Origin of the sequence: Mesorhizobium album (genome assembly GCF_033977205.1) — a bacterium.
GTDB lineage: Bacteria > Pseudomonadota > Alphaproteobacteria > Rhizobiales > Rhizobiaceae > Mesorhizobium > Mesorhizobium album.
This window is the reverse complement of record NZ_JAVIIW010000072.1, coordinates 1-21129: the sequence shown is the minus strand read 5'-3', so window position 1 is coordinate 21129 and position 21129 is coordinate 1. Positions and strand designations below refer to the sequence as shown.

Annotated in this window: 29 protein-coding genes and 1 pseudogene; 18 read left to right on the top strand and 12 right to left on the bottom strand. The window is 63.2% G+C overall.

Annotated features, from left to right (window positions below; genetic code table 11):
• Nucleotides 1-160: 160 nt before the first annotated feature.
• The gene (locus RFN28_RS32940) at nucleotides 161-865 is read right to left on the bottom strand and encodes an SDR family oxidoreductase (protein ID WP_320291333.1); all 705 of its coding nucleotides are present in this window, start codon (nucleotides 863-865) and stop codon (nucleotides 161-163) included.
• 535 nt (nucleotides 866-1400) lie between these two features.
• On the opposite strand from RFN28_RS32940, the gene RFN28_RS32935 reads away from it, so the two are divergent.
• On the top strand, nucleotides 1401-1604 hold the full coding sequence (locus RFN28_RS32935; RefSeq protein ID WP_320291332.1) for a hypothetical protein: 204 nt from the start codon (nucleotides 1401-1403) through the stop codon (nucleotides 1602-1604).
• Between the two features lie 153 nt (nucleotides 1605-1757).
• Here the strand turns inward: RFN28_RS32935 and RFN28_RS32930 are convergent, their stop codons facing one another.
• A complete protein-coding gene (locus tag RFN28_RS32930) occupies nucleotides 1758-2201 on the bottom strand; it encodes an SRPBCC family protein (RefSeq protein WP_320291331.1) in 444 nt (147 codons plus the stop codon).
• A gap of 165 nt (nucleotides 2202-2366) precedes the next feature.
• On the opposite strand from RFN28_RS32930, the gene RFN28_RS32925 reads away from it, so the two are divergent.
• A complete protein-coding gene (locus RFN28_RS32925; RefSeq protein WP_320291330.1) occupies nucleotides 2367-3230 on the top strand; it encodes an aldose 1-epimerase in 864 nt (287 codons plus the stop codon).
• 302 nt (nucleotides 3231-3532) lie between these two features.
• Here the strand turns inward: RFN28_RS32925 and dinB are convergent, their stop codons facing one another.
• The 3 genes from dinB to RFN28_RS32910 all read right to left on the bottom strand — a co-directional run bounded on the left by dinB (nucleotide 3533) and on the right by RFN28_RS32910 (nucleotide 5992).
• Nucleotides 3533-4795, bottom strand: coding sequence for a DNA polymerase IV (dinB, locus tag RFN28_RS32920; protein ID WP_320291329.1), 1263 nt, complete (start codon nucleotides 4793-4795; stop codon nucleotides 3533-3535).
• A gap of 246 nt (nucleotides 4796-5041) precedes the next feature.
• Complete coding sequence (locus RFN28_RS32915) at nucleotides 5042-5422, bottom strand: cupin domain-containing protein (protein WP_320291328.1); 381 nt, start codon at nucleotides 5420-5422, stop codon at nucleotides 5042-5044.
• Nucleotides 5423-5632: 210 nt separating this feature from the next.
• On the bottom strand, nucleotides 5633-5992 hold the full coding sequence (locus RFN28_RS32910) for a hypothetical protein (protein ID WP_320291327.1): 360 nt from the start codon (nucleotides 5990-5992) through the stop codon (nucleotides 5633-5635).
• A gap of 413 nt (nucleotides 5993-6405) precedes the next feature.
• Between RFN28_RS32910 and RFN28_RS32905 the strand changes: the two genes are divergently transcribed.
• Together RFN28_RS32905 and RFN28_RS32900 are read left to right on the top strand one after the other, a co-directional pair.
• Complete coding sequence (locus tag RFN28_RS32905; RefSeq protein ID WP_320291326.1) at nucleotides 6406-6645, top strand: polymerase; 240 nt, start codon at nucleotides 6406-6408, stop codon at nucleotides 6643-6645.
• 123 nt (nucleotides 6646-6768) lie between these two features.
• On the top strand, nucleotides 6769-7005 hold the full coding sequence (locus tag RFN28_RS32900; protein ID WP_320291325.1) for a hypothetical protein: 237 nt from the start codon (nucleotides 6769-6771) through the stop codon (nucleotides 7003-7005).
• A 206-nt stretch (nucleotides 7006-7211) separates the two neighbouring features.
• Here the strand turns inward: RFN28_RS32900 and RFN28_RS32895 are convergent, their stop codons facing one another.
• The gene (locus tag RFN28_RS32895; RefSeq protein ID WP_320291324.1) at nucleotides 7212-8429 is read right to left on the bottom strand and encodes a TadE/TadG family type IV pilus assembly protein; all 1218 of its coding nucleotides are present in this window, start codon (nucleotides 8427-8429) and stop codon (nucleotides 7212-7214) included.
• A gap of 279 nt (nucleotides 8430-8708) precedes the next feature.
• On the opposite strand from RFN28_RS32895, the gene RFN28_RS32890 reads away from it, so the two are divergent.
• The 5 genes from RFN28_RS32890 (at nucleotide 8709) to RFN28_RS32870 (ending at nucleotide 12768) form a co-directional block, all read left to right on the top strand.
• Nucleotides 8709-9956, top strand: coding sequence for a TadE/TadG family type IV pilus assembly protein (locus RFN28_RS32890; RefSeq protein WP_320291323.1), 1248 nt, complete (start codon nucleotides 8709-8711; stop codon nucleotides 9954-9956).
• 4 nt (nucleotides 9957-9960) lie between these two features.
• Nucleotides 9961-10401 carry a TadE/TadG family type IV pilus assembly protein gene (locus RFN28_RS32885; RefSeq protein ID WP_320291322.1) on the top strand — a complete coding sequence of 147 codons (441 nt, stop codon included), beginning with the start codon at nucleotides 9961-9963 and terminating at the stop codon, nucleotides 10399-10401.
• A gap of 73 nt (nucleotides 10402-10474) precedes the next feature.
• Nucleotides 10475-10930, top strand: coding sequence for a TadE/TadG family type IV pilus assembly protein (locus tag RFN28_RS32880; RefSeq protein ID WP_320291321.1), 456 nt, complete (start codon nucleotides 10475-10477; stop codon nucleotides 10928-10930).
• A gap of 446 nt (nucleotides 10931-11376) precedes the next feature.
• On the top strand, nucleotides 11377-12129 hold the full coding sequence (locus RFN28_RS32875; RefSeq protein ID WP_320291320.1) for a hypothetical protein: 753 nt from the start codon (nucleotides 11377-11379) through the stop codon (nucleotides 12127-12129).
• 231 nt (nucleotides 12130-12360) lie between these two features.
• Nucleotides 12361-12768 (top strand): hypothetical protein, encoded by a 408-nt coding sequence (locus RFN28_RS32870; RefSeq protein WP_320291319.1) that lies wholly within the window; start codon nucleotides 12361-12363, stop codon nucleotides 12766-12768.
• Nucleotides 12769-12927: 159 nt separating this feature from the next.
• Here the strand turns inward: RFN28_RS32870 and RFN28_RS32865 are convergent, their stop codons facing one another.
• Together RFN28_RS32865 and RFN28_RS32860 are read right to left on the bottom strand one after the other, a co-directional pair.
• Complete coding sequence (locus RFN28_RS32865; protein ID WP_320291318.1) at nucleotides 12928-13278, bottom strand: exopolysaccharide production repressor protein; 351 nt, start codon at nucleotides 13276-13278, stop codon at nucleotides 12928-12930.
• Between the two features lie 589 nt (nucleotides 13279-13867).
• On the bottom strand, nucleotides 13868-14698 hold the full coding sequence (locus RFN28_RS32860) for a DUF1236 domain-containing protein (protein WP_320291317.1): 831 nt from the start codon (nucleotides 14696-14698) through the stop codon (nucleotides 13868-13870).
• Nucleotides 14699-14941: 243 nt separating this feature from the next.
• Between RFN28_RS32860 and RFN28_RS32855 the strand changes: the two genes are divergently transcribed.
• From RFN28_RS32855 to RFN28_RS32845, 3 genes are all read left to right on the top strand, one after another.
• Nucleotides 14942-15241 (top strand): DUF1236 domain-containing protein, encoded by a 300-nt coding sequence (locus RFN28_RS32855; RefSeq protein ID WP_320291316.1) that lies wholly within the window; start codon nucleotides 14942-14944, stop codon nucleotides 15239-15241.
• Between the two features lie 230 nt (nucleotides 15242-15471).
• On the top strand, nucleotides 15472-15693 hold the full coding sequence (locus RFN28_RS32850) for a hypothetical protein (RefSeq protein WP_320291315.1): 222 nt from the start codon (nucleotides 15472-15474) through the stop codon (nucleotides 15691-15693).
• A 179-nt stretch (nucleotides 15694-15872) separates the two neighbouring features.
• Nucleotides 15873-15962 carry a putative RiPP precursor gene (locus RFN28_RS32845; protein WP_320291314.1) on the top strand — a complete coding sequence of 30 codons (90 nt, stop codon included), beginning with the start codon at nucleotides 15873-15875 and terminating at the stop codon, nucleotides 15960-15962.
• Nucleotides 15963-16133: 171 nt separating this feature from the next.
• Here RFN28_RS32845 and RFN28_RS32840 read toward each other — a convergent pair whose 3' ends face one another.
• Nucleotides 16134-16484: a DUF982 domain-containing protein gene (locus RFN28_RS32840; RefSeq protein ID WP_320291313.1), complete on the bottom strand. Its 351-nt coding sequence runs from the start codon at nucleotides 16482-16484 to the stop codon at nucleotides 16134-16136.
• A gap of 211 nt (nucleotides 16485-16695) precedes the next feature.
• Between RFN28_RS32840 and RFN28_RS32835 the strand changes: the two genes are divergently transcribed.
• From RFN28_RS32835 to RFN28_RS32815, 5 genes are all read left to right on the top strand, one after another.
• On the top strand, nucleotides 16696-16995 hold the full coding sequence (locus RFN28_RS32835) for a DUF1236 domain-containing protein (RefSeq protein WP_320291312.1): 300 nt from the start codon (nucleotides 16696-16698) through the stop codon (nucleotides 16993-16995).
• 109 nt (nucleotides 16996-17104) lie between these two features.
• The gene (locus RFN28_RS32830; RefSeq protein ID WP_320291311.1) at nucleotides 17105-17314 is read left to right on the top strand and encodes a hypothetical protein; all 210 of its coding nucleotides are present in this window, start codon (nucleotides 17105-17107) and stop codon (nucleotides 17312-17314) included.
• 202 nt (nucleotides 17315-17516) lie between these two features.
• Nucleotides 17517-17774: a DUF2934 domain-containing protein gene (locus RFN28_RS32825; protein ID WP_320291310.1), complete on the top strand. Its 258-nt coding sequence runs from the start codon at nucleotides 17517-17519 to the stop codon at nucleotides 17772-17774.
• Nucleotides 17775-18101: 327 nt separating this feature from the next.
• The gene (locus RFN28_RS32820) at nucleotides 18102-18617 is read left to right on the top strand and encodes a porin (RefSeq protein ID WP_320291309.1); all 516 of its coding nucleotides are present in this window, start codon (nucleotides 18102-18104) and stop codon (nucleotides 18615-18617) included.
• 21 nt (nucleotides 18618-18638) lie between these two features.
• Nucleotides 18639-19139 (top strand): porin, encoded by a 501-nt coding sequence (locus tag RFN28_RS32815; RefSeq protein ID WP_320291308.1) that lies wholly within the window; start codon nucleotides 18639-18641, stop codon nucleotides 19137-19139.
• Between the two features lie 74 nt (nucleotides 19140-19213).
• On the opposite strand, the gene RFN28_RS32810 is transcribed toward RFN28_RS32815, so the two are convergent.
• Both RFN28_RS32810 and RFN28_RS32805 read right to left on the bottom strand, forming a co-directional pair.
• Nucleotides 19214-19423 (bottom strand): hypothetical protein, encoded by a 210-nt coding sequence (locus tag RFN28_RS32810; RefSeq protein ID WP_320291307.1) that lies wholly within the window; start codon nucleotides 19421-19423, stop codon nucleotides 19214-19216.
• Between the two features lie 258 nt (nucleotides 19424-19681).
• Nucleotides 19682-20026 (bottom strand): hypothetical protein, encoded by a 345-nt coding sequence (locus RFN28_RS32805; protein ID WP_320291306.1) that lies wholly within the window; start codon nucleotides 20024-20026, stop codon nucleotides 19682-19684.
• A gap of 212 nt (nucleotides 20027-20238) precedes the next feature.
• Here RFN28_RS32805 and RFN28_RS32800 point away from each other — a divergent pair, with 212 nt between their 5' ends.
• Nucleotides 20239-20715: a plastocyanin/azurin family copper-binding protein gene (locus RFN28_RS32800; protein ID WP_320291305.1), complete on the top strand. Its 477-nt coding sequence runs from the start codon at nucleotides 20239-20241 to the stop codon at nucleotides 20713-20715.
• 206 nt (nucleotides 20716-20921) lie between these two features.
• Here the strand turns inward: RFN28_RS32800 and RFN28_RS32795 are convergent.
• Nucleotides 20922-21129, bottom strand: a pseudogene (locus tag RFN28_RS32795) (hypothetical protein); the annotation flags it as partial.

The following is a 21129-nucleotide window of genomic DNA, read 5'->3' as shown; positions in this document are numbered from 1 at the left end:
GGCGCCCGCATCAACTGGATGTTCTCGACCGAACAGGCCCGCCTCAAATTGGCCAAAGCCTATCCAAAGCCCACCGCCAAAGAGTCATAATCCCTGTGCAGTGCCACTAGGTGACGAAACCACGGGGCGAGATCGGACGTGCAACGGCGGCCTTCAGCGCTCAGAACCCCCGCATCAATCCACCATCGACGCGGATGTTCTGGCCGGTGATGTAGGCCGCCCCGTCGGAGGCGAGGAAGGAGATCGTCGCCGCCACTTCCTCCGAGGTGCCGTAGCGCTTCATCGGCACGCTCTGGCGGCGCTCCTCGACGGCCGGCAGGCTGTCGATCCAGCCGGGCAGCACATTGTTCATGCGGATGTTGTCGGCGGCATAGGTGTCGGCGAAGATCTTGGTGAAGGCGGCGAGCCCGGCACGCGCCACCGCCGAGGTCGGGAAGGCGACGCTCGGCTCCAACGCCCACGCGGTCGAGATGTTGATGATGACGCCCGACTTCTGCTTCTGCATCGCCGGCGTCACCAGCCGGGTCGGCCGCACCACGTTGAGGAAATAAGTGTCGATGCCCTTGTGCCAGTCCTCGTCGCTGATCTCGATGATCTGCGCCCGCGGGCCGTGGCCGGCACTGTTGACCAGCACGTCGATGCGGCCCCAGCGTTCGAGCGCGCCGTCGGTGAGGCGCTTCAGGTCCTCGTTCGACTGGTTGGAGCCGGTGACGCCGAAGCCGCCGAGCTCGTTGCCCAGCGCCTCGCCCTTGCCGGAGGAGGAGAGCACGCCGACCTTGAAACCGTCGGCCGCCAGCCGCTTCGCCGCCGCCGCACCCATGCCGCTGCCGCCCGCCGTCACCAGAGCCACCTTTTCTGTCGCCATGTCGCTATCCATCCTGGCTGTGAGATTGAAAGGCCTCTGTTAGCATGGGGAGGGGAAGGCACGAACCGGTTTGGATTGCGCCAACGATTGGCGAAAGCGGAGGAGAGCGTAATCTCCCCCCCTTGTGGGGCCCCTGTGGGGGAGATGCCCGGCAGGACAGAGGGGGGCGCTGTCCCGCCAGCGTTTCAGCACTTGGTCTCTGGCTCCGCCAACGCTTCGTCGTCCTCGGGCTTGACCCGAGGATCCATGCTGTGACAATCGTCGAAGAGCGCAACGGAGCAGAATTTTCAACCGCTTCAACGCCTTAGCGTCACGGCATGGATCCTAGGGTCTTCGCTCGTCGCTACGCTCCTCGCTCCGCCCTAGGATGATGAAGGCGATAGGTCGCATCCCTTCGCGCCCCCTTTGTCCTGCCCGTCCTTGGCAGCTTCTCCGCCTCGCATTCATCCAGCGGACGGACCTATACAACCTAAGCCCGCTTGAACGCGCGGCCGGATTGCGCGATTGTCGATGTCCGACCACCACCGGGTGAACAATGAAGCGCACGGAAAAGGCACGGCCTTTTGTGCCGACCGAAATTCATGTCGGCACGGTCACCGATGAGAGGGGCGCTATCGGCATCCTCTCGATACACACAACTGAAGGCCTGTTGGATATCGCGCTTGATCGAAATGCCGCCGAGGCCATCGTGAACGCCATCGGCACCATCCGGTCCAGGCTGGAAGCCGCCGAAACCTAAAAAAGAAGCCCGGTCGCAAGCCGGGCTGGGAGCTATTGGGGTACGCCGATCAAGAGTCGTCTATTCGGCGACTAAGAATTTGCATCATCATCATGACAGCTGGATGAATGCTCGCCAGGCCACGTCTGCCCAAGCATCAACCGGGGTCCTAGCCTATTGATTGATCTCGGGCTCGACGAGCCTTGCCAGGTTCTTGAGCGACTCCTGCCAGCCGAGATAGCAGGCTTCGGCCGGAATGGCGTCGGGAATGCCTGCCTGGGTGATCTCCATCTCCGTGCCGACCGAGACCTTCTTCAGGCTCACGCTCACCTGCATCTCGCCGGGCAGGTTGGGATCGTCGAACTTGTCGGTGTAGCGCACGAGCTCGCCTGGAACGAGCTCGACATAGTCGCCGCCGAAGGCGTGGCTCTCGCCCGTGGTGAAGTTGCGGAAGGACATTCTGAAGGTGCCGCCGACGGCCGCTTCCAGGTGATGCACCGTGCAGGTGAAGCCGTTCGGCGGCAGCCACTTGGCCAGCGCGTCCGCCTCGATGAAGGCGCGGTAGACTTTCTCCGGCTTGGTGGCGAGCACGCGGTGCAGGCGGATAGTGCTGGGCATATCGTTTCTCCTCTGATTGCCGGTCTATGCTCCTATGACGAACGAGGTTTGGCCAGCCCGACAGCGGCACCCAAATTTTTTAAGCCGCGACCGTGTACGTCACATCTGCTTCTGCGCCAATTCGCGTAAAGATGAGCGGCAACATCGCCATCGATGAGGGCCTGCATGGTCGAACTGAACGACGGACAATCGAGGCTGGTCTTGGCGCCACAGAAGGGCGCGGCGATCGCCCGCTACGACGCGCTGGTGATCGGCAGCGCGCCGGTCGCGCTGCTGAAACCGGGGGACGGCACGGGCGCGTCCGGCTGCCAGCTGCTGGTGCCGTGGTCGAACCGCATCTCCGGCGGCGGCTTCACCTTCGACGGCCGCTTCCACGCCGTCGAGCCGAACGTGCCGGGAGAGGCCTTTCCGATCCATGGCGACGGTTTCCAGAAACCGTGGCGGCTTGCGCGCCGCACGGAGACCGAAGCGGAGCTGGTGCTCGAAGACGGCGCGATCGGGCCGTACCGTTATGCGGCAACCGTCACCTATGCGCTGCAGGACGGCGCGCTGGACGCATGTCTGACGGTGGAGAACCGCGCCGGCATGCGCCTGCCTTACGGTCTCGGCTTCCACCCCTGGTTCCCGCGCGGCGACACAACCCTGCTGAAGGCGAAGGCGAAACGTGTCTGGCTTGAGGACGAGCGCCATTTGCCTGTCGGCGTCGTGCCGGTGAGCGAGCATCCGGGTTGGGATTTCGAGCGCCCCATCCCGCTGCCGTTCGATTGGGTGAACAACGCCTTCGACGGCTGGAACCGTCGCGCCTCGATCACGCAGCTCGAGGATGGGATCAGAATTGCGCTGAGCGCCTCGCCGGAACTTGCCGTCTACATCCTCTATTCGCCGTCGCCCGATGCCGGCTTCTTCTGCTTCGAGCCGGTCTCGCACACCGTCGACGCGCATCACGGCGAGGGGCTGACGGTGCTCGATGATGGGCAAACGATGAGCGCCGCCATGACGCTGGACTGGGAGATTGCCGAGACTGATTAAGCCGCGCGCCAGCGGCGGAGTGCGCAATCTTCCCTCGGGGGAGATGTCCGGCAGGACAGAGGGCTTAGGAGCGCCGCCTTCGCGGAACCGGATGGTGAGCGTTCTGCACCGTTGCAACGCTCGCAGGTCACGGCAGGATCCTAGGGTCTGCGCTGCGTCGCTTCGCTCCTTGCTTCGCCCGTGGATGACGAAGAGGATAGGCTGGCGGGACAGCGCCCCCTCTGTCCTGTCGGACATCTCCCCCACAAGGGGGGAGATTGGCAGCTCCGGCGCTTCGCCCCAATTCTCCAGCGCTCCAGCCCTCACAGCTCCTTCTCCGCCAGCTCCCTGAATTCATCCGGCACCGAGCGCGCTGCTTCCAGCGCCACGGTGCCGTAGCCGACGGCTTCCTTGCCGAAACGCTTACGGATCTTGTCGACGGCGCGGTCGGCGCCGAAGCGGGCGAGCCCGCGGCGGCTGCCGGGCTTGAGCTTTTCGTCGGCAAGTCCAAGCGGCAGCTCGAGCTGCAGCTCGGTGCTTTCCTCCAGATGCGAGACCGAGATCGCCAGCAGCGAGATTTCCCGCTCTCCCGGATGGGCGGCGAGCACGCCGCGCACCAGCTCCTCGGCGATTTCGGCGAGCATCGTTGTCGCCTGGATCGGCTGCTCCAGCGTCACCGAGCGGGTGACGGCGCGCATGTCGCAAAAGCGCACCCGCACCGTCACCGTGCGGCCCGGCCTGTCCTTGGCGCGCAGCCGACTGGCGACGCGGTCGGCCAGATGCAGGAGCGTCGGCACGAAGACGTGTGGCAGCGCCGGCTTGCGGCCAAGCGCCGACTGCGCGCCGGCCGAATGGGCGCGGCGATGCGTCTCCAACCGGCGCGGGTCGCGGTTCCAGGCGAGCGCCGCGAGCTTCTGGCCGGCGGCATGGCCGATCAGCCGCTGCAGCGCGCCGCTATGCGTGTGCGCCAACTGGCCGATAGTCTCGACGCCGATTTCAGCGAGCTTGGCCTTGGTTGCCGGGCCGACGCCCCACATCAGCGACACCGGCAGCTCATGCAGGAAGGAAAGCTCGGTGCCGGGCTCGACCACCACCAGCCCGTCGGGCTTCGCCACCTGCGAGGCGATCTTGGCGAGATGCTTTGTCCGCGCCACGCCGATCGAGATCGGCAGGCCGAGCTCGGCCTTCACGCGGCGGCGGATTTTTCGCGCAATCTCCTCCGGCGGCCCGAACAGATGTGTGCAGCCGGCCACATCCGCGAAGGCCTCATCGATTGAGATGCGCTCGACCAGCGGCGTGAAATCGTCGAGCACCCTGATCGCGGCGTCGCCCAGGCGCTGATATTCGCTGAAGCGGCCGCCGACGAAGATGAGCTGCGGGCAGAGCTCGCACGCCTTGCGGCCGGGCATGCCGCCGCGCACACCGAAAACCTTCGCCTCATAGGAGGCGGCAAGCACCACGCCGCCGCCGACCGCGATCGGCTTGCCGCGCAGCGACGGGTCGAGCAGCTGCTCGACCGAGGCATAGAAGGCATCGAGATCGGCATGCAGGATGGTGGCGGCTGAAGCGGCGTTCGTGGCGAGCATCGCGCGCTCCCGTCTCCATCCCCTTGCGGCGTCGCAGCATTAGCGACGACTGTTGTAAGAGGTTTTTACTGGAACATAGAGAGAACAAAACCGGTTTCTTGTCAAGCGACGACGCCGCGAATGAGAACGTTCGCAACCGCACGCAACCCATGCTTTCGGAGGCGGTTGCGTCGAAGCCGCCAATCCTCCCTCAGAACAAGGGGAGAGCGCTCAGACAGGCGATCGCTGCAATCGCCAACCGCCGCCCTATGCCGGCTTGGCGTATTGCTCGGCGCTGAGCACCTCGATGCACTGGAACGGCCGATCGCCTTCCACCCAGGCGTCATGGCCGGGCGGGATGGTGTAGGACATGCCTTCGGTGAAGGTCTTCTCGGTTCCGTCGTTCATGCGCACGGTGATACTTCCGGATACGACATAGCCGACATGCGAGACCTGGCAGCTGTCGGTCTTGACCACCGGTTTCACGCATTCGGACCAGCTCCAGCCAGGCTGCATGTTCATCCGCCCGAGCGTGAAGCCCGGCAGCCGCACGATTTCGACGCGCGTCTTGGCGGGCGAGCGGACCTCGTCGGGATTGTCGTGCGACTTGGATGCGAGTTTGGTGACGTTCATTGCAGCTTCGGCCATGACATCCTCCCCTGTTTTCAAGCGGAGCCGGACGCTGCGATCGTCGGCGACCGCTGCCGGATTCATACGCCTGTCAATGAGCAATTGCTAATGTAATTGCCGGGCGCGGCGGGTAATCGATTTTGCGGCGAGACCGCTATTGCAAGCGCGCCCTGCCGGTGATTTGCTGCTTCTTGCCTGGCACGGCGATGGTTGAGGGACCATCCGTTTTCACTCCCAAAGGGAGAATTCGATGAACCCTTGGTAAGTGAATTTCGCCGATAACGTCACGGCAAAGCCAAGCCCCATCCACAACAATCCATCTCCAATTCCGCTCGCCGGCGCGCGCTGGTCGCGCCGATTGAAACCGCCATGGGCGAGGAGCAAGCGGGGCGAGGAATAATGCTCGAAAAACCAGAAAAACCAGGGAGGAAGTCGATGCTGAATCAAGCCTTGCCAACGGATCCGCACCCGCCCGCCGTCACGGCCCACCGTGACCCGCCGGCGCTTCGTCAATGCTGCGACAGCTATATCTGTCCGGTCTGCGAGCAGGTGGTCGAGCTGACGGATTTTCGCCAGGTCGTCTGGCATCAGAGGCCGGGCCATCAGCCGATGAAAATGGATGATTGAGAGCCCAGGCGGCGAGAAAAAAGCCCGCGTCTTCCGCAGAAGGCGCGGGCAGCAGCTGGAGTAGCCGTCCAGTCAATGCGCTCGCAGGCAACTGGTTGCGTCTGGCCGACATGATCGGCTGCTGCGTACGGGCCCGACCGGAAAAGCCAATAGTTGGGCACTGGGCCTACCGTCCCTGGCGACCGTGGACTGAAGTCGCACATCCTTGAACGCAGTGGCCCGAATGGCCGGATTTAAGGAAACAAGTGCGGCGCCAATTCATTGCCTCACAGGCCGTCGAACAAAGTCCCTTCATCGGCGGCTGCCAAAGGAGTGCCCGCCATCACCTGCGATGTGGCGGGCAACTTCTTGAGCGTTCCACCAGGGAGATGTCCATGCAACCCGGCGAGATCATCGCGAACGCATTCGCCGCTCTTCTGCTGGCGGTGTTGATCGCCGGCATCTTCCTGGTCTTCGGCAGGCCGCTCTGGCCGGAACGCCGGGCCGGGATGGAGGTCCTTATCCCGGTCGATCCGGCCACGACCGGATCGGTGCGCAGGACCTGCCTCGAGCCGTGCCTGCCGCCCCGCTTCGATCTCAAGCGCGCGTCGGCGAGGCCGCCGTCGAATTCCTGATCGGAACAAGACTTAAAGCGCGTCGGCTGAATCCGCTTCAGCGCGACGCGCTTTAGAGCGCGGAACCTCGCCGCCCGCCGCGCCGTTGACTGAGTCGAAGGGACGTAGCGGGCGGAGGCCGCCATGGACAGCTTCGAACTCATTGATCTCATCTACATTGTCGACGCCTGCGCGAGCGACCGCGTTGCGGGTCGCCTCATCTCGATGGCGAAAGCCGTCGAGGAACTGCGCGTCCTGACCGGCGACTTCGTCTCGTCGGACGAGGCGGCGGCAAACGCCTTGAGCCAGGTGGCGCTGGAACGCGGCTGCGCGGTGCTGTTCGACGAACAGCCGGGCGCGGATATTGTTTCGGAGCCTTAGGGCACGACGTTGGAGCAGGGCAGAGGGGGAACGAAGGATCGCCGGCCTATGCACTTCGTCATCCTAGGGTCTACGCCGCGTCGCTTCGCTCCTTGCTCCGCCCTAGGATGACGAAGTGTCGGCGGAGCCGGAATCAAGTGCTGAGACGTCGGCGGGACAGCGCCCCCCGTCGCGCCGGCTTTCGCCACCCCCCGATGTTGTAGTCTTCACTTCACCAGCGTGATCATCCGGCCGGCATACATCTCGCGGCCGCCGAGCTCGGCCGCGCAGTCCGATTTCACCGCCGAGGTCCCTGTCATCGCCACGGTGTTGCCGACCAGCCGCAGGCAGCTGCCTTCAGCGCTCATGTCGGAATTGCCAGCATAGGTGATGGTCGCGTCGGGGGCGTAGATGAAGCCTCTCACCACCGAGCCGGATCCGCCGTTCAGCGTCAGCGCCTGTGTGTTGCCATGGGCCTGGAAAATGGTGATGCCGGCGTAGGGCCCGGTGGTTGTGGGCGAGAGGTTCACCGTTTCGTTGGCGTTGATGTAGATCTGCGAGTTTTCCATCAGGAAGATCGTCACGCCCAGGCCGGTCAGGCTGCCGTTGCCGCCCGGCTTTATGGTGACGTTGCGCAGGATGTAGATGCCCGGATTGAGCGTGATGTTGCCCGACCATGTCTTGTCGCAATAGGTGCCTGGCGAGAGCGTGACCGTCCTGCCGTTAGGCATCGACTGGCATGTGCCATAAGCGGGCGGGGTGACGTCGGCCAGCGGATCGAAGGACGCATACTGGTTCTCCTGCGGCGCGCCGCAGGAAAGCGTGGCGTTGGGCGGCGTCAGCCCCGAGGTGGTGCCGACCGTCGAGACGCATGCGGCGCTGACGATCGCCGAGCCGCCCCGATTGACGGCGCCGGACGCGTCGGAATTGGCGGCGATCACGCAGCCGTTCATCGCGACATTGGTGGAGCCCTGCAGGTCGACGGCCGAGCTCACATGCGGATCGAGCGCCAGCACGCAGGCCTGCGCCCCGGGCTTGATCTTGACCGAGGCCGAGCGCATCGCCTGCCAGGCGGGCGTGCCGCCCACGAAGGCCGGCCGGCTGATGCTGGACGACAGCGAAATGGTATAGGCGCTCGGATTGCCGCTCGCCGAGGCCTGCAGGGCGGCGACGCTGTTCGAATATTCCTGCGCGTCGGCGGCGGTCATATTGGCGGCGAAGAAGGTCTGGCCGAGCTGCCGCATGTCGTTCGCCGACATGCCCGGCTGATATTTCGTGCCGATCGCAAGGCTGGCCGCGTCCAGCGAATTCTGCAGCTGCGCGGCGTCGTCGCTGGTGCCCACCAGGTCGATGGCGCCGGCCACGGCAAGCATCAGCGGCACCATTGCGATCGCGGTCGCCAGCCCGAAATTGCCTGCCTTCGATGCCCAGAACTGTCTAATCACGGGAGCCGCCCTTGCCGGATATGGCAGAGTGATACGCCGGCAGTCTCTACGCGGGATTTCCGAAAAAGATAAAATGCAGAGAATGCTAAAATGGCATGTTGCTCCGAGGCTTATACCGAAGGTCTGATGATGCTTAGGACTTAAGTCGCAATACCCGCGCCGCAAGGTCGTAAATGTGCCCTCTGGGGTCTGACCGGCGCAAATCGAGCGAAAAAATTAGCCGTTCGTTTATCGAGGGGTGTTGACGTGGTCGGCGGGATAGCTTGGGTGCGCTCGGCCATGGCCACATTCGGTCGAATTTTCAGAGACTTCATCTTTCGACGCCTGCTCAGCGGCGAGAGCGGCAACGTGGCAATCGTCTTCGCGTTCACTTTGCCGATCGTGGTCGGCGGGGCGGGCCTCGGCGTCGAGACGTCCTACTGGTACTATTCGAGCCTGAAGCTGCAGGCGACCGCGGACGCCGCCGCCTATGCCGGCGCGCTGGAAAAGATCCAGGGATCCGACACGGCGACGATCACGACGGCCGCCACGCAGTCGGCCACCGACAACGGGCTGGGCACAGGCACCATCACCGTCAACACGCCGCCCACCTCCGGGCCGAACACGGCGAAGAAGGCGGTCGAGGTGATCGTCAAGCAGAACCTCGACCGGATGTTCACCGCCATCTTCACGCAGACCAAGGTGCCGGAGCAGGCGAGGGCGGTGGCGCTCATCACCGACGGCTCCAAGGCCTGCGTGCTGGCGCTCAATCCGTCGGCCGCGCAGGCGGCGCTTTTCTCCGGCAGCACCAGCGTCAAGCTGACCGGCTGCTCGGTCATGTCGGATTCGATCGCCAACGATGCCATCAAGGTGCAGGGTTCGGCCGGGCTCCAGGCCGACTGCCTGATCTCGGTCGGCGGCATTTCGCTAAGCAACACGGTGGTGACTGACCCCGCGACCTGCAAGTCTCCGATCACCAAGGCGCTGCCGGCTGCCGATCCGTTCTCCAGCCTGGCGGCGCCTGCGACCAGCGGCTCCTGCCAGAATGTCAACGGCGGCAAGTCGACGCAAACAATCCAGCCCGGAACCTACTGCAATGGCATGAACCTCAACGGCAATGTCACGCTTTCTCCCGGCGTCTATGTCGTCGAGGGCAGTTTGAAGATCAACGCGGGCGCGGTCATCCAGGGCGACGGCGTGACTATCTATATGACCGGCAGCAACACCGTCAGCATGAACGGCAACGCCACCGTTACGCTGAGCGCGCCGACCTCAGGCGCCTATTCCGGCGTGCTGTTCTACGGCGACCGGACGGGAACCACGGCGCAGAGCACCTTCAACGGCACCGCGACCTCGCTTTTGACAGGCGCCATCTATTTCCCCAAGCAGCAGGTCAACTATCTCGGCAATTTCTCGGGCAAGAACGGCTGCACGCAGGTCGTTGCCGACACCATCCAGTGGTCGGGCAACTCCACCATCAACCAGGATTGCTCGACCTACGGGATGAAGGACATCCCGGCCGCACCATCGGTCGCGATCGTCGAGTAGCAGCATGGAACCGTTGGCGATCCGCTTCCGCAAGAACCGCTCCGGCGCCGCCGCGGTGGAATTCGCGCTCGTGCTGCCGGTGCTGTGCACGGCTCTCTTCGGCATCGCCGACGGCTGGTCTTACGTCACCTCGTCGCTGAACATGCGGGCGGGCGTGAAGACGGCGGCGAACCTGGTGTTGGCCGGCTCCTCCGACGACAGCGCCACCCAGGCAGCTGCGCTCGCTGGCTGGGACAACAAGCCCACCGACGCGGCAGTCACGGTGAGCCGAACCTACAAATGCGGAACGACCGTGGTTGACGAGGCGACGCTGTGCGCCGGACCGAAGCTAAACTCGATCTACGTCCAGATCCAGGCGTCGGGCACCTGGGTCCCGCCCTTTACCTTCGGCTCCTTCCCAAACAACTCCGCGATCGGCCATCAGCAGGTGGTTCGTGTCCGCTAAAGCAATTCCAGGAAAAGTGCTCAGCGGTTTTCCGTCCGGAATTGCGCAGGCAAAAAACGCAATTCCAGGAAAAGTGCGCCGCTGCTTTCCGTCCGGAATTGCGCAGGCAGAGAATGCAAAAGCGTTTGCCGGCAATGCCTCAGGCGGCGCCGCCATCGAGTTTGCGCTCATTGTGCCTGTCTTGGTCATGCTGCTCTTCGGCATCTTCGCGTTCGGCTGGTCGATGAACGCCGACTCCAGCGTGCGCTACGCGCTGGAGGCTTCCGCGCGCTCGCTCCAGCTCAACAACACGATGACTCAGCCCCAGATCCAGGCGATCGCGACGCAGAAGCTGCAGGCGCTTGGCCTGCAGAACGTCAACGTCACGATCACCACCGATCCGGCGAGCGGCGGTTTCTGTATGGCGCATGTGAACGCCAGCTATGCCTTCGTCATCAACTTCCCCTATTTCAGCGACTTCCCGATCAGCTACGCAACCACGGTGAACGTGCCGCTGGCCAACAGCGTGGCAGGAGCTTGTCCTACCTGATCACGCTGTTTGGTCTTCGGCTGGTCGATGAACGCCGACTTCAGCGTACGGAAAATATAAAAGTATATGACAGTATTCGTTCCGACTTGCGTAAGAACGAAACAGTTGGCGCGCGTCGGTGCCAAGCGCCAAACGTTGAATGGTTCCAGCGCATGTCGCCCGGCCTGAACCCCTTGACCGACGCAGGCTGCAGCGATTTGGGCCTATGGTCGGATGGGGCATGGGCCTTCATTGTTCCAGAGGGCCGAGATGGGGTCGGCCTTTTACTTTCGGCAATGAATTCAAGAAGTTAAGGCGCGTATACGGCCGTTGTTAGGGCCGACTCCCCGGCTGGCTCCCTTACCGCGACGGTATTTGTCTAAAAGTTACTCCAAGCGATTAGCAAATTCTCATATGACGCGGCCTAGCGGTTGGGCAGTGGTGCGATTCACCTGCGGAGATACACAATGACAATCCGAAAAACACTTCTGGCTTCACTTGCCGTTCTGGCGCTCACGGCTGCTCCGGCGCTTGCCGGCGCCGGCGGCAATGGCGGCGGTCACGGTAACAGCGGCGACCATGGCGGCGGCAACGGCAATGGTGGCGGCAACGGCGGCGGCAAGGGCAACAGTGGCGCCTCTCATGGCAAGGCGTCGGCTCCGGGCCAGTTGTCGAAGGCCGACGACACCACTACGGCAGCCACGTCGCATGCAAACATCCATTCCAAGCTCGGCCGGTTGAATTCGCTGCAGCGCAACATCAACGCCTACTTGAATTCCAAGAGCCCGAAGTTCGCGGCGATCCAGGCTTATGTGACGCAGGCGGCAACCGCTCAGAACGCGCAGGCCGCGCTTGACGCGGCGAACGCCAAGCTGGCCGCCGACCAGGCCACGCTCGACACGCTCAATCAGCAACTCGCCGACCTCAATGCGACTGACACAACCGGCTTCACGCCCGAACAGCAGGCGGCTCTCGACGCGCAGAAGGCCGACGTTCAGGCGCAGATTGACGCCCAGAATGCCGCAATCACCGCTGACACCCAAGCGGTCGCGGATGCCCAGGCCGCGGTGACCGCTAACCCCGCGCCCACGGACGCTGCGCTCGACGCAGCCCTTACCGACATGGCCAACAAGCCGGTCGACGCCGATGTCACCGACTGGGCCAAGGGCGTTCTGGCCGACAAGATCGATCAGGAAGCCGCCGCGATGACGACGCCGTAAGGCGCGGTCGCGACCGACCAGAGGGTGAACTGCCATGCCGTCGGGTCTTGCCCGGCGGCATTTTTGTTTGGGGGCGGGAAAGGCAAATCGCGTGCGTCGCGCCTCAGCCGCCGCTGCGGCCCTACAATCCACACCAAAACCGCCGCCGGCCCTCAGTGCATCATGGCTAATATGCTTTGCGCCGTGTAGATTTATCGACGTAGGGGTTCACAAGGCATTGGGAGAACAATCATGCCAAGGGTTTCGGAGCTTTTCTTCAAGACGGCCATCGTGTTTCTCATCCTGGGCATAGCGGCCGGGCTGCAGATGGCGATTTCGGGCGATCACGGCGCCTTCCCGGCGCATGCCCACATCAACCTTCTCGGCTGGGTCACCAGCGCGCTCTTCGGCGGTTATTACGCGCTCAATCCGGCCAAGGCCGAGCGCCGCATCGCCATGATCCATTATGGCCTCTATACGGTCGGCCTCGTCGTCATGCTGCCGGCGCTCTACTGGATGCTGGCGGGCGGCCATCCGCAGATCGAGCCGGTCGTGGCGATCGGCTCGCTGATCGTCGCCGCCGCCACGCTGGTCTTCGCCTTCGTGGTCTTCTCGTCGCCGGAAACGGTGCGCTCGGCCACGGCCGCCACCGCGCGGTGAGCGGTCGCAGCGGCAAGCGCGAAAGACAATGGAACGCCGCGCGAAACCGCGCGGCGTTCGTACCGGATGACAGCGAGACGGAACGCCCGTCCCCACGTCATCCTCGGGCCCGAGGATGACGACCAGAGGGCGTCGGCTCTGCAAAACGCTGAAGTGGCGCTAGGGCAGCAGCCGCGGGAACAGCCGCGAGATCAGCGCGTGGATGATGCCGTCGCGCTCGAACGGGCCGGGCAGCTTGGCCGGCGCGGCGCCGGCGTCGGTCGCCTTGGTCTCGTCTGTGACGCGACCTTCGGCGTGCACGAGCCATAGCACGGCCACGAAATAGCCAGTCTGCAGGACCACGCCTGCCAGGAATGTCCAGCCCAGCGACTGCCAGACCGATCCGGTGGACGCGTAGGTCCAGCCCAGGACCACCAGGAGCGTTGCCGTCATTCCCACAAGAAATTGCGGAAAATACATATGCCCAACCGAGCGCCGCGACCGTTTGTGATCGTCGGCGACCTCGCCCATTTTTCTACCCGCCCCGACCCTTGCACCTTTCCGGTGGGATCGCAAGGCTTCAGGCAGCCTCCGTACCATGGGCCTTTAGGCCGATGCCTTGACGACCTGCGGTCGGGACTTCTGTTTTCAGGAACCAACTAGAAGCCGATCCGTTCCCTTTCGTCACATTGATCAGGAGGAACTAATGGACCGCAGCGTCTATGAGGCGCGGTGGCTTCTCGCGCCTGTGTTCGGCCTTTGCGTCGTCTTCGCGGCCGCCGGAATCCTGCTCAGCTAGAGCATGTCTCCCGAAAGTGGGAACCGGTTTCGGGACAAAGACGTGCGTAAAATCAAAAAACTAAAGCGCATGGAGCGAATCTGAAGGATCGCGACGCGCTTTAGAGCCTGCCCCCAACATCCCGCAACCCGAACGACCGCCGAACCTGTCCCTTCATCGGCGGAAGGCCGACCCCGCCGCCTTTCATGCTGCGGCGGCGGGGTCTGCGTTTTTGAGATACTCGGTCCACGGATTTCAGCGTTCCCGCCGGGCAAAAATCTGGCCCGCCGTTGGGCGCGGCGGGCCACCTTATTGTCGCCATGGTCGCGGATGCTGCCCGGATCAGGCCTCCAGGATCGCCACGATCTCGAAGGTGTCCGGATCGACGATGATGATGCGTCCGTCGGCCAGCACGAAGTACTCGAAGTCCACATAGGCCGGGACGATCTTGACGATGCGGGCCGGCAGTCGATGCAGGCGGATCTTGTGCCGCGGGATCTGAACGCCGACCGAGATGTCGAAGTCGACACTCGCGACCGGCTGGACGTGGGTCTCGTGGATGATCTGCGTGATCTGCGTCTTCTGCTCGACCGTCACGTTGTTGATCGAGGCCGTCTTGTCCTGGTCGGTCTGGACCTTGGCGGTGCCCTGGGCGTTCTGCTGAGTGGTCGTACCGGTCTTGCCCTGAGCATTCTGCTGGGTCTGCATCTTGGTGGTGCCCTGGGCGTTCTGCTCGGTGGTGGTACCGGTCTTGCTCTGGGCATTCTGCTCAGTGGTCTTCATCTTGGTCTTGCCCTGGGCCTGTTCGTTCGCCTTGCCCTTCGGGCAGTTGGCCATGCCGGTCTTGCACTTGGCCGTACCCTGAGCCTGCTCTTCGGTGCTGGTGCCGGCCTGACCCTGGGCCTGCTCAGTGGTCTTCATCTTGGTCTTGCCCTGAGCCTGCTCAGTGCTCTGCATCTTGGCCTTGCCCTGAGCTTGTTCCTCGGTGTTGGCGCCAGCCTTGCCCTGGGCTTTCTGCTCGGTCTGCATCTTCATCTTGCCTTGGGCCTTCTCGCCAGCCTTGCCACCCTTCTGGCAGTCGGCCTGGCCGACGACGCAGTTGTTATCGCCGCTCGGCTGCGCCGATTCAGTCTGCGCCATCGCGGCGCCGCAACCGACACCGAGCGCGATCATGCTCGTAATCAGAAGATATTTCATCGGATTTCCTCCTCGGAAAGTCGGTCCCTTCCACAGGTAAACCCGGGCTGACATGCATTGTTCCGAGTGTTTCGCGAAGCTGCGGTGACGTTTCGTGAAAACGCCGTCGGCAATTTTGCAGGAACAAGGCTCGGCTGCCCGCGTTTGGCCAGTGCCGACCGGCTGTGGAAATCGCAGGCGCAGCGGGAGGGGCGATTTTATCCACAAAAGGAGACGACCATGAAAATCCACCTCACGACAGCCGCCGCGGGTCTTCTGCTTCTCGCCGGCGTAGGCGCCGCAGCCGCTCAGGATATTGTCATCCAGCCTGAGCAGGAAACGGTCATCCGCGAATATGTGCACAAGCAGCCGCTGGCTTCAGTGAAGCTTCCTGGTGTCGAGCTCAGCGTCGGCAGCGTCCTTCCAGACACGGTCGAACTGCATGAAGTGCCGAGCGTCAAATACCGCTATGTCGTCATCGACAACCAGACCGTCATCGTCGACCCCAGCACCCGCAAGGTCGTCGAGGTGATGCAGTAAGACCGGCCGGACGCGCTGGCCAAAATAGTACCGGAATTGGCCTCGCCGCCTGCGGGTGGCGGGTCATAACCCGGTATTATTTTGTTACCATACGCTAACGGAACCTTCCGCCTGGGTACGCGTTGCCGCCTCTGGATTCGCGTTGCCTCATCAGCGACATCAATCACGGGCAGCATGCGGATTCGGGCGGTGGCGAAACAGGCACGGGTCGGGGGAGGAGACTGACCAATATGTCGAAACGAGAAATCGGAACGTCCCGGTCGCTTGGGATGCGTGTCGCCGATCTGAGGGCCAGGATGCGCGACGCCCGGATCACCGAACACGAGATGAAGACCTTCCAGAAGGTCGCAGCCATCATGGGGGGCAGCGAGGGCTCCCTACGCATCGATGCGGACGACTTGATCGCCGCATCCTTCGTCACCGAGGCATGGGGCGAGTCGTCGCCGAACTGACAGCAGCTTTCCCCGCCATGCGATTGTCGAGCGGCTGCCAGTCCGGCTAGGACGGCGGGCGGCGCGGCGTTGCGCTGCGCGACACCGGCGCCGGCAAAATACGGGATTGGCCGCCGACCCGGTTGAGTCTCCGGTTGCAGCATAGTCTGGCGCAATCGAAGCGAGCATGGGGGGTTGTGATGAAGAAGACCTATGAAAAGCCGGTGCTGATGAAGCGCGAGAGGCTGTCCTCGGTGGCGGCGGCTAGAGCAATTCCAGGAAAAGTGTGAAACGGTTTTCCGTCCGGAATTGCGTCAAAACAAAGAGATAGAGCGGTTTGCCGTTTCCGTGAAACGGTGAACTGCTCTATCGTGTCGCTGCCGGACTGATCCCGCGTCGCGGCGGCCGTCCGCCGCCTCGAACGATCGAAGCCCTTCGCGTCGCGAAGGGCTTTTTTCTTCCTATTGCCGTGGTTGGTTTGCGCGCTGCCGCGGTTGATTTGCGCGCCTGATCCTGCCGCGCCTGATCTTGGCTTCGCGCAGCGCTGTCACCGGATCGACGCCGGTCCACAAGATACCGGCCTTCTCAGCGAATGAGAGGAAGGCCCGCCGTGCTTCATCGAGCTCCATCTCTCCGGTCCGCGCCAAGTCGCAGGCCCGCAGCGCCGCGCAATAGCAGTCGCCGCGCAGCGCCGCCGGCCATTCCTTGAGGAAATTCTGCATCGCCGCCAGTGAAGCGATCTCGCGCTTGAAACCGGCGCCAACGGCGATCGCTACCGGGGCGCGCAGTGGCATATCGGTTGCTTCATTCATGGCGGGCCTTCGGCCTGTCGTATTTTACGCAAATAATGCGACGTCGCCGCGATGGTTCCCGCCGACCCCGGCGGAGAAACCAATTAGCCGCCGCTGACGGAACAAGAGCGTTGCGCAGGCGTTTGCACCGCGAGCTCCTATGTTCGACCTGTCGATGTTTCCGCTGCGGCGGAGGCAGCGCGGAGCTCGCCAACGCAACAGGAGACTTATGATGAAAACCACCTTCATTCCTGCTGTCGCCGGACTGGCTCTGATGGCCGGCATCGGCATCGCGGCTGCGGACGAGGTGATCGTCACCCCTGAGCAGCAGACCGTCGTGAAGGAATATGTCCACAGGCATCCGGTTGCCTCGGTCAATGTTCTGGGCCTCGAGCTCGGCATCGGCTCGACGGTGCCTGATACCGTCGAATTGCAGACGGTGCCGGACGTTCAGTATAGATATGCTATCGTCAACGATCACACCGTGCTGATCGACCCGAGCACGCGCAGGGTCGTCGAGGTCATTCAGTAACGCCTGACCCCGGTAACGCCGGGCCGACGAGCCCCCGATCCTCCCGCCGCCTCCCAGGCGGGGGGATGTCGGCTCCTCCGACAGAGCACTTTAGGAAGGAGTCGTTGCCATGCACCATCCCCATGTCGAATCGCCCAACATTGCCAAGCAAGTCGACAAGTTGCTGGCCGAGCGCGGCGACGCGCTGCTTTCGATGAAGGATGCGATCGCGCTTTTGCGTGAGCGCACCGGAACCGACCGCTCCGACGCCGATCTGGCGGCGCTGATCGCCAAGAAAGCCGCGAATCTCGGCGTCGCGGTTCTTTCCGAAGGGTCCTGATGCATGTCGCCCAAAACTGCGCAGCGGTTTTGGGACAATGCATCAAAGCAAAGACCTGCAGCGCGTCGCCGATTCCGTTTTGCCGCGACGCGCTTTGGACCAGCCATGATAGCGCCGCCGGTCACGTCTCCGTGCAAGACTGGTCGCGAAAATTCGGCTAAGGTTTCCGCCGGGGAACGGCCCCAAGCAAACGGAGGCGACAGTGACGGACGACAGGCAGGAACGCATTCGCCGGCGGGCGCACGAGATCTGGGAGCAGGCCGGTCGGCCGGAAGGCGCACATATGCAGCACTGGGACCAGGCGACCGCCGAGATCGACGGCGTGAAGACGCCGAAAGCCAAGGCCGCGCCCAAGAAGGCGGCCGCTGCCAAGGCCGCCAAGCCAAAGGCTGCGAAGGCCGAAAAACCCGCCAAGGCAGACAAACCCGCCAAGGCAGCCAAGCCGAAAGCCAAGGCCTGATTTCCGGCGGCCCGAGCGCCGCTGGCCGTTCCATTCACGACGAGTGGCGGAAGTTGCGCGGACGCGCGCCATGCGTTTGCGGCGCCGTGGCGCGTCCAAAACTTTAGTTAGAACTCATTAATATACCTGGGCGCGCGCGGAAGTTTGCCGGCTAGACTGAATAGATCGACCCTTCGGCAGCGCGGTGTAGCCGCAACAGCTGCGTTTTATTTGACTACTCCCAGTAAAAGTCAGGTATTGAGCCCTCGAGTGCCGTTGACTCCGTGCGCGCCGGGGTGCGCCTTTTCACTTGAGGTTTCTTAACATCCAACTTCGGGGAACAGGGGCATGCTGGGCATCAATCGTCTCATTTCATTCGCAATGCTCGCCGCGGCAGGCGGCTTTGCGGCGCAGGTTTCGGCCGCGCCTGTGGAGTATGTCAAAGTATGCTCGCTTTATGGCGCGCAATATTATTACAGCCCCGGCACCGACACTTGCATCAACGCCGATACCGGCGAGACGAAGCGGAGGGTCGATGACGGCAATGGCGGGTTCACCACCGTCACCGGCAAGACGGCCTTGGCAAGCAAGGTCGACGACATCGACGGCCGCATCCAGCGTGCCTTCGAGGGTGCCTCGGTGGCCTCGGCGTTGACCAGCCCGGACCTGGTGCAGGGCGAGCATTTCGGCGTGCGTGTCAACTGGGGCAATGCCGGCCAGTCCAATGCCATGGGCGTCACCGGCGCGGCCGTGCCAGGCGAGGGCTTCTTTCCCGGCGGCAAGGGCCGGCTGGCGGGCGCCGCGGGCGTCGCCTTCTCCGGCAAGACCGTCGGCGGCAATGCCGGCCTGCAGCTTACTTGGTAAAAGCTGGCCCGGGGGGCGATCATGTTCAGATATCTCCTTGCGCCGGCGATCCTCGGCGCGGCAACGCTGCTTGCGGCGCCGTCCGAGGCTGCGGTCGAATATGTCCGGGTCTGCTCAGCCTATGGGCCCAACTACTATTACAGCCCGGGCACCGACACCTGCATCAACGCCGACACCGGCGTAACCAACCGGAGGGTCGATGACGGTAATGGCGGGTTCACCACCGTGACCGGCGAGACGGCGCTGGCCAGCCAGGTCGACGACATCGACAACCGCGTCACGCGCGCCTTCGAGAACGCCTCGATCTCGGCCGCTCTTGCAGCGCCGGATCTTGTCCAGGGCGAGCATTTCGGCCTGCGCGTCAACTGGGGCAATGCCGGCGACGCCGACGCCTTCGGCATCACGGGTGCTGCGGTGCTGAGCGAAGGCTTTACCCATCGCGGCCGGCTGACCGCCACGCTCGGCATCGCCTTCTCCGGCAGCGTCGTCGGCGGCAATGCGGGGCTGCAGTTCAGCTGGTAGGCGCCAGCCGGTTCGTGCAAGTTTTCATCGTGCCTGCGGCACGATGAAAACGCTTTGAATGGAGATTCGCGGCGTCAGCGCGCCGCTTGCTTCTTGGCGTATTGGGCGACCGCGCAGAGGAAGGCCATCGCAGCGGTATCGCAGTCCTTGCGCGACGGCGACGGGCCCTTGGCGAAAAGGACCGCATCCGCGACCGGAATGGTCAGGCCATGCTTTCTGGCGAATGAGGTGACTTCGTAAGGCTGATCGTCGAGTAGTTTGCCGATGTCGATTTGGTGGTCCATCAAACGAATTCCTCCCTGGTACGCAACTATGCCCTCCTTCACCCGAGAGCAATTAACTACCGGCCGCTCGCCGGCGTCCACCAATTGGCAATTGTGTGAAACGATGCATTTTCCGAGGTGCGTCCAAGGGTTGTGGCGGCACGCTTTTTCCCGCTTTGCGGGGGGCGGCAACTGTGTGCGTCGCATTCCTTCACGCCCCTTTGTCCTGCCGGCTTCGGCCTTCCCTTCTCTCTCCTTGTGGGAGAAGGTGAGCCTCCCTCACCACGCATCGCTCGACCTTGCAAACCGCACGCCGGCCGCAATCATCGCGCACTCGCATTCGCTGATCAGCCTGAGGTTCCTCAAATACCGCGCCACCGTTTCCGGCAGCCAGGCGGCGCAGGCTTCGACATAGGCACGGCCGTGCACCAGCGTGCCGGTCGACAGCCGCTCGTCCTTCTCGGCGATCACCTTGAGATATTGCCGGATGAAGCGGATGTCGTCGGCGATGTCCTGGCTGGCCATGCGCCAGGCGCCGGCCAGGCGCTCGCGCTCGGCGAGCGGCAATGGCGAGAGCAAAGGGCGGGAGAGGTCGGCGAAGGCGGCATGGTTCGCGGTGTTCAAGGATGGTCCCTCGGAGAAGGGAATTATCGTACTTTATGTACGAATACCGGTCAAGCGGATTTCGTACAATTTGAACGATAGACGTCAACAGAGGCCCGCCATTCCGTTCAGCTTGCTGTCAGCCTGCTTTCCTAGACCGCGCCCGCGACCGACCGTGATTCCACAGCAATCCGCCAGCTGAGGTCGCCCAGAGGGCGGCCAGGAGCAATCTTATGCAGTTTTTGAGAATTGGACTGACATTGACCATGCTGGCCGTTGCGGCGCCGGCATTCGCGGGGGCCACCGTCCATGTCAAATTGTGGGACAAGGACGGCGACATGAATCCCGATGCCAAGATGGGCATGGGCATGCCGGCGAACATGAGCATGGCCATGATGAAAATCCAGCTCGACAAGAAGATCGTGCCGGCAGGCAAGGTAACCTTCGACGTCACCAACACCTCGAAGGGCACCGTCCATGAGATGATCGTCGTGCCGGTAGCCGACCCCAAGAAGACGACCCTGCCTTATGTTTCGAACGAGAACCGTGTCGACGAGGATGCCGCCGGCCATCTCGGCGAGGTTTCGGAGCTCGATCCGGGCAAGAAGGGTTCGCTGACGCTCGATCTCAAGCCGGGCTTCTACGCGGTTTTCTGCAACATCCCCGATCATTTCATGAACGGCATGTGGGCGACCATCAAGGTCCAGTAGGACCCGGCAACTCGAAAGACGGGTGGCGCCGCCGAACCACCCGAACTTCGAGTGGCCCGCACGCAGCCGCCAGCCTCCCTGGAAGGCGGGAAGGCGCGACGTCTAAAGCGCATCGCGATCTTTCAGATTCGCTCCATGCGCTTTAGGTTTTTGATTTTACGCATGTCTTTATCCCGAAACCGGTTCCCACTTTCGGGAGACATGCTTTAATTCTTCGCGACCTCGTAGAGCAGGGCGGTTTTTATATGCCGCCCTGGCTCGCCCTGCAGCGACAGGGCGGCGCCGTAGAGTTTCGCAGCGGCCGGGCAGAGGCCTTCGAATTCCTGGCTGACATTCGCAATCGCGTTCATCTCGGCCACTGTGCCGCCGGCGTTCGTGAAGGCGTCGGCCAGCAGCGACCAGTCCTGGTCGCTG